The organism is Candidatus Clavichlamydia salmonicola, from assembly GCF_015356765.1.
GTDB lineage: Bacteria > Chlamydiota > Chlamydiia > Chlamydiales > Chlamydiaceae > Clavichlamydia > Clavichlamydia salmonicola.
Genome location: NZ_WTCQ01000001.1, coordinates 37293 through 51917, shown reverse-complemented (window position 1 = coordinate 51917; position 14625 = coordinate 37293). Strand labels below are relative to the sequence as shown.

Genomic DNA, 14625 nt, shown 5'->3' with positions numbered 1-14625 from the left:
ATAATAGTTTTGAGTAATCGATTACTTATATTTATAAATACTATTCTTCTAATTTATTATTACACATAATTAACTTAACTAGGAAAGTGCTTATGCAGCATTTTAGTTTTGGTTTACCTGAAGCTTTAGAAAATCTTAATATTTTAGGACAGTGTCCAGGATTATCAAAGATTAATATTTCTCATCAAGGCCTTACAGTTTCTATTGGTAATGATATAAAACCATTGTTTGAGGAAGAATTTGCTTTACATGACTCTAATAAAAGTAAAAGAGTGATGGATAGTGTGACATCTACTTTAAAAACAATTCAAGAATATTTCATTGATAATTATCAAAATATGGTTCATTCGACAGATCTTTGTAAAATAGGAATGAAGACAGTTGATAATATTATGATGGAAGTAGATACCACAATTTCTTCCTTAGAGCATGCTGATGTTTTATTTTGTAATTTAGGATCTCTACCAGAATACAAAAACTTAAAGCAAGTTTATCAAGAGATACAAGAGAACATTCTTGGAGAAAGTAATAATCATCAGATTTTCTCAGATGAAAAAGGGGTTATTTTTTCTGAGAAACAAAATATTAGTAAAAATACTTCTGTATGTAAAGACGCTGTATTACAAATTCTTAATAATGTTTCTGATATTAAGAAAGATAAACATTATGAATTGTTTTATATAAAAAATGATAAAGGTAGTCGATTTTATTCAGACAATGTACTACGTAGTATAGGAAAATTAGAAAAAGATATTCGGTACAGTGGTTCTAAAGATCCTTTAGTACAATCTAAATTATGGGAAGATAGAGATATTTGTTATGCAAGCATGTCCATACTAAAAGGGATGCAAGCCTTTCTACAAACATTTTATAAACAGCTTTCTAATGTAAGAAAATCCTCAGCGTCTCTTAGTATCCATAATTGTATCGTTGCTTTGATGTTAGCAGCTAAACCGGAGCATTTATTAGAAGTAGTATCCTCCAAAAATTGTTTTAAATATTTTTTAGATTTTTTATTTTATTTAAGAAATTCTTTAGAGCAAATAGATTTTATTAAAGATTTAACTTTTGATGATGAAAAAAATTTGCTCACAGAAAAAGAGTATTATGTTCTCACAGAAATTCTTAATCATTTTTGTTATTGCATTTATACTATAGACATTAAGGAAAGAGGCTTTACCCATGTACTTAAGGAATGGTCTCAGCTTGTTGTTCATCAACCATTATCTAGTTTCATAGAAAAAAGTTATGAAAAAGTTGGTGAGATTTTAAGTAAATTTCCTAATGGACCATTGTTTAAAAGTATGGATTTATTGATAGAAAACGAAAAGAGTGGGGCACTAGAGCATATGCGTTTTGACCCTATGGTTTTGGGTATATTTCCACAAAAAGAAGGAATTCTTCGCGCAGGAAAAAATATTTTAGTAGAAATAATAAGAGCTCCATGCCCAACAATACAAAGAACTATAGATCAAGTCTTTATTACAGAAGAGTTTTTAGGGTTTTTAAAAAGCTTAACACATAGAAAGGAGCGTTGTTTATTTGTTAACTTACAAGATCGGTTATCTTGGAAGGAAAAAACTCGTTGTCATGCTATAGAGTCACTTAGGGAACAACCAGAATACGCTAAAATGTTTTATCCAATATCTTTGCCTGAAGATGTTGACTTTGTTTGGTGTACAGATACTTATGGGCATTATCAAGGAATAGAGCCATTTATTATGGCTGTTCATGATGATGTATTAAGCAAAGATAGACATTATTTTATGCATTTTAAGGAAGATATCTGGAGTAAAAAGGAATTAAAAAATCTCCTATTCTTGATTGCAGAGGTCTTTTTTTCTAAAAAGAAAAATTTATCTCGATATGAAAAAGTGCTTTTTTTAAATATTTTCTATTACTTAGCAGTTTTGAGAATAATTCATCATTTAGATATTTCTAAAATCATTATTTCATCTAAAGATGCATTAGATGGGGCAGGTGCTTTTTTAGCAAGTTTTATGGCTTTCATTAAATTAAATAAGGGGCAGGATAACCTTTTATTGAAAGATGCAGATAGCATTTTTCAATTATTAACAGGTTCTGTGTTAACCACTCGAGATAGGTGTGTATTTGCACCATTAGCAGAGATGCTTATACGATTAGTGGAAATGCTAGAAAAAAAAGGTCCAAATTATTTAAATCAATTTTCTAGTTTTATTGGAAAATCTGAATGGAAATTTCAATAATTAATCTATAAAAAATAATTTTTATAAATTATTACTACTTTGTTATGATAAGAAGTTTATTTTTTCTGAAGGTGAATTTTGTTAGAAAAAACATTTCTTGATTTTTTTCACCAATTTTCTTCTAAAACGTCTTTTTTATTAGGATACTCAGGTGGGCCAGATTCTACAGCTCTTTTCTATCTCTTATTAAAGTATAAGCTATCTTTTGAAGTGGCTCATATTGATCATGGATGGCGTTTAGAAGATAAGCAAGAAGCCTTATTGCTAAAAAATTTATGCAAAGAAAAAAATATTCCATTTCATCTTCATGAAATTTCTCAAGATAGTTATGTAAAAGGTAATCAAGAAAACATAGCTAGAGAGATTCGTTTAAAATTTTTTAAAAAAATCATTGATCAACAAAAGTTAGGAGCCCTTTTATTAGGACATCATGCAGATGATTGCGCTGAAGTAATCTTACAAAGGGTGTTTGGTGGTGCAGAAATTTATAATTTTAAAAGTATTCAGCCTGCAGTAATAAGAGAAGATTGTTTATTTATTTTACGGCCTTTTTTGACTATAAGAAAAGCAGAGATTTTAAAATGGTTAGATCAAAATAAGATTTCATTTTTTCAAGATTTAGAAAATTTTGGAACAAAGTTGCTAAGAGGAAGAATGAGGACTACATTAATACCTTTTTTAGAAAAAGAATATGGTAAAAATATGACATCTTCATTAGCTAAGGTAGCTCAAAGTTCTAACGAATTACATGCGTTTCTAGAAGAGATGGTTGATACATATGACGATAAAGTAATGATTACAGATGAAGGGACGTTATTAACCATTGAACCTCAGTTGTTAATTCATTCTTTTTTGTTAAAATTTATTATTAAAAAATTTCTTAGACCATGGAACCTTGTACCTTCAGGAGGATTGCTAGACGCATTAGTAATGCATTTACAAAAAGGAAGTAAGGCTAAGAGGTTAAGAATTAGAAATCATATTTTAATTATTAATCATTATACGCTAAAATTATCTCTGACTTTAGAAAAGGCTCATTGAGCTAAAAATACAGATAAACTCTCTTTTTATAAGTTTTAAATGAGCTGAGCAGTACTTTTTAAGTTTTTTGTGCCTCTTTGCTAAAAAACGATTATTTTAAATAGCATGGTTCGACTACAATCAGGATTCTTGACGTAAAGTATTTTCATTTTTTTTATGAACAGTGATAAGAAATTTAATATGCCACCTAAACGTAATTTTCCTACTTTTTTCTTACTGCTTTTGTTTGGAGCAGTGTTATCTGTATTAGCAGTACAAAGTTTTGTTTTAGGACAAAAAAAAGCAGGGGTTTCTTTTAGCCATCAATTAGAACATCTCGTAAATCTTGAATTGGTTATTCCAGAAGAAACTTTTAAAGTAGCTCTTAATGATCATTTAGTTACTTTTGGAGGGCGTTTTAAAGATAAAGAGTCAGAAAATACACTAAATAAATTTAAATATTTAGAATTTTTAAATGCTTATCATCACTTACAAAGTGATGAATTAGAGTCTATTGAAGCTATTAGAATTGCTGAGAATTCTGTAAAGCAATCTGTTCTTTATTTTTTTGATGTTACAGGGATCCCAATAACTGCTGATGGCTTTAAAATAGTGCAAGGTCCTGCACTTGGAAATGCAGAAGAGTCTTTAAAGATTGTTAGCCGAGGTAATACTCGCTCTGGAATCTCTTTAACTGTGCTTGAAGCACAATGCAAGAATTTAAGAGCAAAGGGATCTTCTGCTTTAGCTCAAGATTGGGAAGCTTTATGTATTCATCTTAATCAACTGTTAGCTAAGTATAAATCACCTTCTTTAGGCATAGGATCTGAGTCTTTAAAACAACAATTAGTTAGAATGTCTCAATCTATTGATAAGGTAGATTTGGCAAAGGAAGAGTTAGAAGCTAATTGTTTAAATGTTTTAAAAGATTTGAAACAATTAACTGATAACTTGATGCGTTACCAGGGTGGCGTCTCTTTTAATGAGTTACGTGCAGTAAGGCAGTATAAAGAAGCGCATGAGCATTATGTAGAAGTGCTAAAGTCTCTTGAATATACTGAAGCAGGTTTAGAGAAAGCACGGCGACATGTAGCTAACTCTGTCTGGTTTTTTAATAATAAAGAATTATCTAGTAAAGCATTAGAAAGACAAGATCCTGAAATTTTTAGTCATTGGTTTGATTCTGCTCAAGATGAATGGGTAAGATTTAAGTTTAATAAATCCTTAACTTTTAAAGCTCCTGATCAGCCACGGAATTTAGTTTTAGAAAAAATATTTAAAAGCGAAGAGCCTTCTCCTAATTATTTAAGTTATTTATTTACAGTCTTTCCTGTTTTAGTCGTTCTTTTTTTGGTTTATTTTGTATTTGCTCGTCAAATTAAAGGAGTTGGTGGCTCAGCGATGAGCTTTGGAAAATCTCCAGCCAAGTTACTTCAAAAAGGACAACATAAAGTTACATTTAAAGATGTAGCAGGGGTTGAAGAGGCTAAAGAAGAATTAGTAGAAATTGTAGATTTTTTAAAGAATCCACAAAAATTTACTATTTTAGGTGGACGAATTCCAAAAGGTGTTTTGTTAATTGGACCTCCAGGGACTGGAAAAACTTTAGTTGCTAAAGCTGTCGCAGGAGAAGCTGAAAGGCCCTTTTTCTCAATTGCAGGTTCTGATTTTGTTGAAATGTTTGTTGGTGTTGGCGCCAGTAGAATTCGGGATATGTTTGAACAAGCTAAAAAAAGTGCCCCTTGTATTATCTTCATTGATGAAATAGATGCTGTTGGTCGGCATCGTGGTGCTGGTATGGGTGGTGGCCATGATGAACGAGAGCAGACTTTAAACCAGTTGTTAGTTGAAATGGATGGCTTTGATACAAATGAAGGCGTTATCTTAATGGCTGCAACGAATCGCCCAGATGTTCTTGATAAAGCTTTATTACGCCCAGGTCGTTTTGATAGAAGGGTAGTTATAGAGTTACCAGATATTAAAGGACGATTTGAGATTCTTACTGTTCATGCTAAAAAAATTAAATTAGATGAAGAAGTAGATTTGATGTCAGTAGCTAGAGGATCACCAGGTTCTTCAGGAGCAGACTTAGAAAATCTTCTTAATGAAGCGGCCCTTTTAGCAGCAAGAAGAGAAAGAAAAACAGTAACAATGAGTGAAGTTCGTATAGCTCGGGATAAGGTTCTTTATGGAAAAGAACGTAAAAGCTTAGAAATGGATGCGCAAGAAAAAAATAGTACAGCTTATCACGAATCAGGACATGCTGTTGTAGGCCTTACTGTTAAAAAGTCAGATCCTGTAGATAAAGTTACTATTATTCCCCGAGGGTTATCTTTAGGAGCTACACATTTTCTACCTCAAAAAAATCGCTTAAGTTATTGGCGAGAGGAGTTGCTAGATAAATTAGCTGTACTTATGGGTGGAAAAGCCGCAGAAGAAATATTTTTAAAAGATACTTCTAGTGGAGCACAACAGGATATTCTTCAAGCTACACGTATAGCGCGTAGTATGGTCTGTCAATGGGGGATGAGTGAATCTTTAGGTGTTGTGGCTTATGATGATAATTCAGAAAACTCTAATTCTTATGGAAGCCGTCATACTGAAACAACATATTCAGAGGAAACAGCTAAAGCTATTGATGTGGAAGTTAAAAGTATTCTGACCAATGCCTATTCAATGGCTAAGGATATAGTAACAGCTAAGTCTAAAGAAATAGAATTGATGACAGCAATGTTAATTGAATTTGAAACATTAGAAGCTCAAGATGTTATGGAGATTATGGATGGTTCATGGTCTATGCAGAAAAAGCGAGATCGTATGCTTGCCCAGGATCATAAAGTGGATCAAAATACCCCTCCACCATTTCCTACAGCAGATATTGATCCAGTTTAATCTTTATTTGTTAAAAGCTTTGTTAAAACCCAGACCATTTAATGGTGTGGGTTTTTCTTTTGCTTAAAATTCTGAAAAAGGTAATTGCCTAAGCTAGTATCTAAGAGTTTTATCTTAGAATTATGATTCAGGTGGTAGTATTTTTAAATTTTAAGCAAAAAAAAAGATGTGTAAAATATACACATCTTTTTAGGATCAAAACGATCAGAAATCATTAGAAAAGTTAATTTCTAAAAGTTGCTTTTCTACTCAATTTCAATTGACCTTTTTCATTAATGCTAAGAAGCTTAACAGCTATTGAATCACCTTCTTTTAGGTAGTTGCGGACATCTTCAACACGCTCTTCGGCAATTTCAGAGATATGACATAGACCTTCCTTACCAGGAAAGATTTCAACAAAAGCGCCAAACGCAACTATAGAAGTAACTCGACCTTGGTAAGTTCTACCTACTTCTGGTTCTGTTGTTAAACCTTCAATAATTTTGCGAGCACGAAGCATGGCATCTTTATCAGAAGATGCTAAACTTAATAAACCACTATCATTGATATCAATCTGTACTCCAGTTTCTTCTATAATTTGACGAATCTGTTTTCCACCTGGTCCAATAACTATAGCTATTTTATTAGGTTTGATTTGCATTGTTTCAATACGTGGTGCAAAAGTTGAAAGCTCTTCTTTTGATGCAGATAATGTCTTGTGCATCTCTTGAAGAATATGATGAATACCTTCTTGAGCTTGATTAATAGCAACTTTCATAATCTCTATGGTGATACCAGCTACTTTAATATCCATCTGGAATGCTGTGATACCTTTTTTAGATCCAGCTATTTTAAAGTCCATATCGCCTAATGCATCTTCTGTTCCAGAAATGTCAGAAAGTATCAAAGGCTTGTTCTCATTCAAAATTAATCCCATGGCAATACCTGCTATAGGAGCTTTGATTGGAACACCAGCATCCATTAATGCTAGACATCCACCACAGACTGATGCCATAGAAGAAGATCCATTGGATTCAGTAATATTTGATTCTAGACGGATGGTGTAAGGAAAGTCAGTAACATCAGGAAGTGTATGCTTTAGTGCTTGTTCAGCTAATTTTCCATGTCCAATTTCTCTGCGGCCAGGAGAACCAATTCTTCCAACTTCACCAACGCAGAAAGGAGGGAATGAATATTGTAGATAAAATTTTCTTAATCCTTCGCCATTCAAATCTTCAAAGCGTTGACCCATATTTTCTCCACCTAAAGTACAAACTGCTACAGTTTGTGTACTTCCACGAGTGAATAGACAACTGCCATGAGTTCGAGGGAGCATAGCAACCTCAATATCTATAGGACGTATCTGGGTACTAGTTCTTTCATCTAAGCGAAGACCAGTATGCAGAATTTGCTCTTTCATTTTAGTTTCACATAAATGTTTAAAAGCAATTTTTACAGCTACTAGGTTAGAAAAAATACTGTCATTTACTGCAGTTTCACTTATTGATTTAAGTAAATTTTCTTCTATTTTTTTCATTTGTAAAGCACGTGCTTCACGTTCGCTAGTAAGGAATGCAGATGAAATATCAGCGCTACATCTTGTACTAATTTCAGCAAATAATTCAGGAGAAAATGGAGCAGATACTTGAATTTTTTCTTTTCTTGAAAAAATTTCTTCATTCACCCAGCGCTCAATGCCTTGACAAATGATTTTAATTGCATTATGACCAGCTTCAATGGCTTTTAAGACTTCTTCTTCATTTAGAAAATCACAATTCCCTTCAATCATTAAGATAGCGTGATCTGTACCTGAAATTAATAACTCTAAAGCAGAGGATTTCATCTCTTCTGTAGTAGGGTTAATAATGAATTTTTTACCTACATAGCCAACTCTTACTCCAGCTATAGCTTTAGTAATGGGGGCCTCAGATAAGAGTAAAGCCGCAGAAGCAGCACATATAGCCAAAGGATCAGGAAGATTACTTCCATCAAAAGACCATACATATGCTAACAGTTGAGTTTCATTATAATACCCAGCAGGCATAAATGGACGCATAGAACGATCAATAAGCCTAGAAACTAAAATTTCTCGTTCTGTAGGACGGCCTTCTCTTTTAATGAAACCACCTAAAGTCTTTCCTGCAGAAGAAAATTTCTCTTGATAGTCAACACGCAAAGGTAAAAAATCAATTTTATCATCGATTTTTTTATCTATGCAAGCAGTAGAAAATACTATTGTATCTCCTAAGCGAGCAAGAACTGAACCACCAGCTTGTTTTGCAATTTTACCAGTTTCAAAGACTATAGTCTTTCCATCTTCAAGCGTAATGCTTGTTTTTTTATATGCCATAAAGTTTTCCCCCAATTCTTTGCTAAAGCTAAAGAATTAGACCTAAACTTTAGAAGAATACAGAAATGAATTTAATAAATTAATTGATGAGTGTGTGCGAAAAAATTTACTTACGTAAATTTAATCGTTTGATAAGAGTTTTATATCTTTCTGTATCAGTAGAATTTAAATACTCAAGAAGCTTGCGTCTTTGACCAACGAGTTTAAGAAGCGAAAGCCGAGAGTTATGATCTTTAGGAGATCTTTTTAAATGTTCTTTCAACTCAGTAATGTGCTCTGTCAAAATGGCAATCTGAACATCAGCAGATCCAGTGTCTTTTTCATGGAGTTGAAATTTTTTAGTTATTTCTTCTTTTGTGCCTTTATCGAGCGTCATTATAAGTTTGCTCCTTCTTTTTTTGAACGTCATTATATCCTGAAATAGCGTTAATGTACAACATTTGTAGAAGAGATAAAGAATTTTTCTGAAATATTATTATAGGAAAAATGAAAATGATAAGTATGAGATTAGGAATTAAAATATTTATTGAGCGCACAAGCTATAGTTATTTTTTTATTTTTTTATAAAAAAAGAAAAAACCACCAAAAATTTATAATCATGAATATGATGTTTATACTTTATGATTTTTAATAAATACAGAGGTTAGGATGGATTATTCAGACGATACTCTAAGAGATGAATACTTTATGCAAGCAGCTTTACAAGAAGCAAAAAAAGCCTTTGATAAAGATGAAGTCCCTGTTGGAGCTGTTTTAGTAAAAGAAAATCGAATAATAACTAAGGGACATAATCAAGTAGAATCTTTACAAGACTCTACAGCTCATGCAGAAATATTATGTATTAGTGCAGCTGGATCTTTACAAGATAATTGGCGTTTAACAGATACAACATTGTATATAACATTAGAGCCTTGTCCTATGTGTGCAGGGGCTATTTTAGGAGCAAGAATCACTAGAGTAGTCTGGGGAGCATCAGATAGTCGTTTAGGAGCAGGTGGGAGTTGGTTGAATTTTTTTGAAGAACAGCATCCTTTTCACAAAATTATTTTTCAAAAAGATATTTTAAAAGAAGAATGCTCTTTATTAATTAAAAATTTTTTTAAAAAAAGAAGAGCATAAAAAAATTAATCTTTATTAGGTTTTTTTATTTTTATAATAGGATCTGCTTCTTTTTTTTGATGTTGTCGATATGAATGATGAAATTCTGTAAAATAGGGGTTAGGGATATTCCATATCCAAGCAATAAAAAAAGTCCAAGCCATGCTTATAAAAGATGAAACAATGAAGAAAGATAGACCCCTGGATTTTAAAATTACCCAAAAACCACCCAGTCCAATTAAAAACAACCATTTGACATGAAGATTTTTAAAAAATAATAAATGAATTTTACGATCAGGATCTAAAAAAATAGTTAATAAAAAAGTTCCACATACGAAAGGAGCAGTACCATATAAAGGGATGCTGTTATCAAAAAAAATGCTGCATAACACAGTTCCTGCACCAACAAAAAAAGATAACCCAAACCAAAAGATAAAATATTTTCGAGATCCTAAGTAATTTACTAAAGAGTGAGCTGTATGGTACAGAGCCCAAAAACTTAAAGTAGTTTTTACTAAAAGTTCAAACGTAAAAGAAATTGTTAAAGAGGCAATAAAAGGAAAAGTAAAAAATTGCCAAAAAAAGCCACGAATAATGCATTCAGGAGATAAACTTCCAAAAAATTGTGGACCAGGAACTCGGAATGTATGAGCTAGGAAAAAAGAAACAATGGGACTAAAGACCCCTGTAAGAAAAACCGCCCATAAAAGGAAAAGTACAGGGTTAGGTAATTTTTCATGAAAGGATGGTTGTTGTGAAAAAGACTTCTTCATAATGTATCTTGTGCGCCATTAATAATTTTTGCAAGGGAAGACAACTTTAAAAAAGAAAATAGCTCCTTGCAAGAAAAAAATTTTCTTATTAAGAAATCTTCATAAATTTATGTCAATAATGCCTACTGTGGAGGAATAGTGCATAATGCATTATATGTTAAAGCAAGTATTGTGCTTAAAAAATATGTTGCAGCTTCAGATGATTGAAGAATTTCAGAAACATTAGTATTAATTTGGGTTTGTCTTACGTTGGCTCCATTTTGCACAAGAGAGATTTTTTGAGAAAGCCAAGCACGTTGTGCAGTAATTTGTTGATTAAGAGCTTGTGCATTCTGTACAAATGCTTGATTTTCATAAATTTTATCAGTAGAGGTGCTAGAAGAACCTTTATTTGATAATGCAGGTACTTCGACTAAAGAAGTTTGTAAAAGAGACAAGTTAAGAGCATTTTGATGGCTTGTATTGTCGTTTAGGATAGAAATAAGAGAGCCAGCTGTATTAATACTGGTATTTACTACATTCAATAAAGCGCTAAGGCATACTACAAGGGCAGAAGCTCGAGAAGGAGCACTGTAAACAGGGTTAAATGAAGGAGCTTCCCCAGAACTTAATGCTATAAGAGAATTATCAACTACATGAGGTACAAAGTTTTGAGGTCCAGATGTGCTCATAAAAATGATCCTTAACTTTATATGTTGCTAATTAAGCTAACAATTTGAGAAAAACTTTGAATTAAGGCTTGGCCTACTTGTAAAGACTGTTGTAAAATGTTGACATCAGTGTTTAAACTACCAGTATTTATTTGTGATGAGTTGGAAAGATTATTTAATTGATTTTGAAGGCCTTGGCGCGTAGAAGAAATTGATTGGTTAACAGCAGAAAGGTTTTGTAAGTATGCTGAAGGAATCGTAGTGCTAGGGGCGCCAGATGAGTTATATAGAGTATTGGCTGGAATAGTAGCATATTGATATGAGTTGAGTTGGTTATTAAGAAAATTTTGTGCTGCAGAGTTGGATTGAATATCTTTACCTACAATAGCCATATTATCTTGAATAGCTAAGATTGCTTGATAAATATGATACACAGTTGATAGCAAGGGGGTTGAAGAAGAAGCAAATTGATTAATAATAGAAGAAGAAAAAGATGTATCTTGGGCAACATTACTGCTGCTTGATGAAGTGAAACTAGAAGATGTAGACATGATAAAAACTCCTTTCTAAGCTGATGGTTGGTTCATTGTATTAACACTTTTACTAATAGCGCTAAGGCTAGTTAAAAATGCAGAATCTTGAGCAGCTAATTGTTGAAGAAGGTTGATGCTAGTAGAGGTATTAGCTAGAACAGTTTGACCTGTTTGACGAGTGGTAATAAGTAAGTTTTGAATATTAGCTCTTTGGGCAGAATAGTTTTGGTTTTGATTTTGGATTTGTGTAATTTGAGTTTGGGTTGCACCATCTGGTGTAACAGCAAAAGAAATTGAGGAAGTTTGAGTGTTAAGTGATTGTTGTAAGGTGGTGTTGCTAGATAATTCCTGAGAAAGGATATGAATAGTACTTTGGCGTAAATTAATAGCGCTTAATAAAAGAAAAAAAGAAGCATAAATTAAAGAGCTAAAGTCTGTTTTATTCGTCTTAGCTGTAGTAGAAGTGGCTGTAGGGGTAGCAGTTGTGGTTGCAGCTAGGAAAGAAGGGGAATGATTTTGTTTAAATGTAGATAACACTTTTATTCTATTTTTACTTATATATTTATAATATTTATACTAACAATTTTTATTTTTAATAAAACTATTTTTAATTTGTTAAGATTATAATTAAGATTTAAATAGTCTTAGGTGAAGAGCCTATGAAATATTTTTTTAATTGAATGTAGATATTTTTATTTAATATTCGTTATATTTTTAAAATTATTTATGCATATTGAATTAAAAAAAAATGATAAAAAATTTTTAGAAGTGAATTTCATATTTCTAAAAAATCTTAAAGTTGTTATGAAAAGGAACGTTTTTTGAATAATTTTTTGAAAATAAAGTTATTTTGAATCCATTCTATGCTTGGTAGCTATTTTTTCATAGAAGAGTTACTGGGCTGTTTATAAAAAAATGATGTATTCTATTGATATAGAGAAGTGAATGGAAAAGAGATGAACGAAGAAGCTCCTTGTTATATTTTAATTACTTGTGGAGGGCCCTCAGCTGAGGGTAAAATGCAAGTAGAAATGAAGTATGAAGGTGATCCATGTGTGATTAGTTATTTATTAGAATCAGCCATGAACATGATGGAAGAAAATAGTGATCAATTTTCTAATTGACACCTATGGAAAGAAGATGCAATTCTGACAATAGGATTTGTAGTAATTGATAATGATTATTTGGAAAAATGAATGAGACTATTATTTATTCATCTCAGCAAAGGCGTTTGTCGATCTTTGCGTCCATGGTCATTACTTCATTTTTTTTGCTTTCTTCCAGTTTGTTTGATTTTATTTTCTCTTGGAATTGGCTTTCTTCATTTTTCATATTTATCATTAGTACTGCCTTTTATATCCTGTATTAGTTTGTTGTTGTGTTTATTTTATAGAATGACAGGCTTAATCCTGAGTTATGCCCTTCTTTTTCTAGGCTTGTATCTATTTTTACCAATATCATCTTTGTATTGGAAAGACTTGTTGTGGTACGAGGGTTTAATTTTTTCATTATCCTTAAGTTTATATGGTTTTTTTGTTGCTCTTGAAGAGATGGATACAGATGTTAAAGCCAAAAATGTCTCTATTCAAGAGCAATTACAACAAGCAGATCTTGGAGTAGCTCAAAGTCGTTATGAAGCAGAAAAAGTTAAAGAGCAATACCTTGCGATGGAAGTTCGTCTTGAACAGACTTTAAAATTAAAAGAAGACTTAGAAAAAGAAACATATTTTTATCAAGAGCGACAGGTTTTTATTGAAAGAGAGTTACATGAACTTTCTGAACAAAAAGGCTCTTGGTTATTAGATTTTAATCAATTACATGAAGAATTTCAGCAATTACATGCTGAATTAGAGACAATTAAAAAAACAACCGTAGAAACATTGTTCCATTCATCGCAAGAATCCGCAGTAGATGTTAAAGAACCAACGATTGTTGTTCCTTTAATGGATCAACAAAATAATAAAGATCTTGATTACCATACTTTGCGAAAAGAGTTAGCAGATAAAAATGGAATGTACAAACAGTTAAGAGTGCAGTTTAATGAAAAAACAGAAGCACTTTCTATAGCCAGAAAAGCATTATTTGATAGAGAAGAAGAATTACTTACTTTAAAAAGAGTAGAAACAATCTTTTTATCAGAAAGAGAAGAAGAAACTGAGATGCTAGTAAATTGTATTAGTATATTAGGTAAAGAAGTTAACGAACTTCAATTTCAGATCAATTCTATGGAAGAGTTAGTATCTCATATCCTGTCTCAGTAATTAAGACAGTATGTTCCCATTGAGCGCTAGGTTTACCATCTATTGTGCGAGCTTCCCATTTATTAAAATTATCTATAACAGCATCAGCGGCACCAACATTAATCATGGGTTCTATGGTAAAGGTCATGCCTGGTACTAAGATCGTCTGATCTTGATTACTATAATGAAGGATAGTAGGGTTTTCATGAAATTTGCATCCAACTCCATGGCCAACAAATTGATGAACACTGGAAAAGCCATAAGCAGTTACAGTTTCTTCAATAGTGTTTCCAATTGAGGAAATAGGAATGCCAGGGCTAAGAATTTTAATAGAATTTTCTAAACTTTTTTGAGCTGCTTCACATACTAAGCGTTTTTCTTCAGATACCTCACCAATGATAACCATATTGCTACAGTCTCCAAAAAAACCATTCAAAATGGCTGAGGCATCTATGTTAAGGATATCTCCATTTTTTAAAGGAATATCATTAGGTATGCCATGACAGATCATATCGTTCAAAGACGTACAAATACTTTTTGGAAAAGGGGGAGATCCATAACCTAAAGGAGCAGGGATAGCTCCTGCATCTGCATGAAGTTGTTGAGATAATCGATCTAAGTCATTAGTAGTTACATTTTCTACTGCAGTAGCACAAAGTTCTTCTAAAATTCTTCTTGTTAATTGACAAGCAGCCCTAATTTTTTCAATCTGTTCAGGTGTTTTAAGAATAATACCATAACGTTGAAGGTAGCTTTTTTCTAAAGAATTTCTTGATTTTTCATCAGGTGGAAGTAGTGGAAAATGACATTTTTTCCATTTTTTATGACTACTACACCAACAAGGATCATTTCTTTTTATCAT

13 protein-coding genes are annotated in these 14625 nt (G+C 32.1%); 6 read left to right on the top strand and 7 right to left on the bottom strand.

The annotated features are described in order from the left end of the window. Positions 1 to 92: 92 nt before the first annotated feature. The 3 genes from CLAVI_RS00240 to ftsH all read left to right on the top strand — a co-directional run bounded on the left by CLAVI_RS00240 (position 93) and on the right by ftsH (position 6140). On the top strand, positions 93 to 2228 hold the full coding sequence (locus tag CLAVI_RS00240) for a hypothetical protein (protein WP_194843584.1): 2136 nt from the start codon (positions 93 to 95) through the stop codon (positions 2226 to 2228). A gap of 78 nt (positions 2229 to 2306) precedes the next feature. Further along, entirely contained in the window at positions 2307 to 3269 is a 963-nt protein-coding gene (gene tilS / locus CLAVI_RS00235; RefSeq protein WP_194843583.1) for a tRNA lysidine(34) synthetase TilS, read from the top strand. A gap of 156 nt (positions 3270 to 3425) precedes the next feature. Further along, on the top strand, positions 3426 to 6140 hold the full coding sequence (ftsH, locus tag CLAVI_RS00230) for an ATP-dependent zinc metalloprotease FtsH (RefSeq protein ID WP_194843582.1): 2715 nt from the start codon (positions 3426 to 3428) through the stop codon (positions 6138 to 6140). Positions 6141 to 6363: 223 nt separating this feature from the next. Here ftsH and pnp read toward each other — a convergent pair whose 3' ends face one another. Both pnp and rpsO read right to left on the bottom strand, forming a co-directional pair. Further along, a complete protein-coding gene (pnp, locus tag CLAVI_RS00225; protein ID WP_194843581.1) occupies positions 6364 to 8469 on the bottom strand; it encodes a polyribonucleotide nucleotidyltransferase in 2106 nt (701 codons plus the stop codon). Between the two features lie 106 nt (positions 8470 to 8575). After that, positions 8576 to 8845 carry a 30S ribosomal protein S15 gene (gene rpsO / locus CLAVI_RS00220; RefSeq protein ID WP_194843580.1) on the bottom strand — a complete coding sequence of 90 codons (270 nt, stop codon included), beginning with the start codon at positions 8843 to 8845 and terminating at the stop codon, positions 8576 to 8578. A gap of 272 nt (positions 8846 to 9117) precedes the next feature. Here rpsO and tadA point away from each other — a divergent pair, with 272 nt between their 5' ends. Next, the gene (gene tadA / locus CLAVI_RS00215; protein ID WP_228547620.1) at positions 9118 to 9588 is read left to right on the top strand and encodes a tRNA adenosine(34) deaminase TadA; all 471 of its coding nucleotides are present in this window, start codon (positions 9118 to 9120) and stop codon (positions 9586 to 9588) included. Positions 9589 to 9593: 5 nt separating this feature from the next. Here the strand turns inward: tadA and CLAVI_RS00210 are convergent, their stop codons facing one another. The 4 genes from CLAVI_RS00210 to CLAVI_RS00195 all read right to left on the bottom strand — a co-directional run bounded on the left by CLAVI_RS00210 (position 9594) and on the right by CLAVI_RS00195 (position 12060). Continuing rightward, positions 9594 to 10340: a hypothetical protein gene (locus tag CLAVI_RS00210; RefSeq protein ID WP_194843579.1), complete on the bottom strand. Its 747-nt coding sequence runs from the start codon at positions 10338 to 10340 to the stop codon at positions 9594 to 9596. Positions 10341 to 10462: 122 nt separating this feature from the next. Continuing rightward, entirely contained in the window at positions 10463 to 11011 is a 549-nt protein-coding gene (locus tag CLAVI_RS00205) for a CT847 family type III secretion system effector (RefSeq protein ID WP_194843578.1), read from the bottom strand. Positions 11012 to 11028: 17 nt separating this feature from the next. Next, positions 11029 to 11541 carry a DUF720 domain-containing protein gene (locus CLAVI_RS00200; RefSeq protein ID WP_194843577.1) on the bottom strand — a complete coding sequence of 171 codons (513 nt, stop codon included), beginning with the start codon at positions 11539 to 11541 and terminating at the stop codon, positions 11029 to 11031. A gap of 15 nt (positions 11542 to 11556) precedes the next feature. Continuing rightward, positions 11557 to 12060 (bottom strand): DUF720 domain-containing protein, encoded by a 504-nt coding sequence (locus tag CLAVI_RS00195; RefSeq protein ID WP_194843576.1) that lies wholly within the window; start codon positions 12058 to 12060, stop codon positions 11557 to 11559. Positions 12061 to 12464: 404 nt separating this feature from the next. On the opposite strand from CLAVI_RS00195, the gene CLAVI_RS00190 reads away from it, so the two are divergent. Together CLAVI_RS00190 and CLAVI_RS00185 are read left to right on the top strand one after the other, a co-directional pair. Next, positions 12465 to 12647, top strand: a complete 183-nt coding sequence (locus tag CLAVI_RS00190) for a hypothetical protein (RefSeq protein ID WP_194843939.1) — start codon at positions 12465 to 12467, stop codon at positions 12645 to 12647. Between the two features lie 72 nt (positions 12648 to 12719). Next, positions 12720 to 13784 (top strand): coiled-coil domain-containing protein, encoded by a 1065-nt coding sequence (locus CLAVI_RS00185; RefSeq protein ID WP_194843575.1) that lies wholly within the window; start codon positions 12720 to 12722, stop codon positions 13782 to 13784. Here CLAVI_RS00185 and CLAVI_RS00180 read toward each other — a convergent pair. Next, entirely contained in the window at positions 13747 to 14622 is an 876-nt protein-coding gene (locus CLAVI_RS00180) for a methionyl aminopeptidase (RefSeq protein WP_194843924.1), read from the bottom strand. The two genes, CLAVI_RS00185 and CLAVI_RS00180, sit on opposite strands and share 38 nt — an antisense overlap. Positions 14623 to 14625 lie beyond the last annotated feature (3 nt).

Excerpts from the sequence above, each read along its gene's own strand:
- rpsO (WP_194843580.1), bottom strand. The coding sequence starts at position 8,845 with ATGACGCTCGATAAAGGCACAAAAGAAGAAATAACTAAAAAATTTCAA.
- pnp (WP_194843581.1), bottom strand. The coding sequence starts at position 8,469 with ATGGCATATAAAAAAACAAGCATTACGCTTGAAGATGGAAAGACTATA.
- CLAVI_RS00240 (WP_194843584.1), top strand. The coding sequence starts at position 93 with ATGCAGCATTTTAGTTTTGGTTTACCTGAAGCTTTAGAAAATCTTAAT.
- CLAVI_RS00185 (WP_194843575.1), top strand. The coding sequence starts at position 12,720 with ATGAGACTATTATTTATTCATCTCAGCAAAGGCGTTTGTCGATCTTTG.
- CLAVI_RS00200 (WP_194843577.1), bottom strand. The coding sequence starts at position 11,541 with ATGTCTACATCTTCTAGTTTCACTTCATCAAGCAGCAGTAATGTTGCC.
- CLAVI_RS00210 (WP_194843579.1), bottom strand. The coding sequence starts at position 10,340 with ATGAAGAAGTCTTTTTCACAACAACCATCCTTTCATGAAAAATTACCT.
- ftsH (WP_194843582.1), top strand. The coding sequence starts at position 3,426 with ATGAACAGTGATAAGAAATTTAATATGCCACCTAAACGTAATTTTCCT.
- tadA (WP_228547620.1), top strand. The coding sequence starts at position 9,118 with ATGGATTATTCAGACGATACTCTAAGAGATGAATACTTTATGCAAGCA.
- CLAVI_RS00205 (WP_194843578.1), bottom strand. The coding sequence starts at position 11,011 with ATGAGCACATCTGGACCTCAAAACTTTGTACCTCATGTAGTTGATAAT.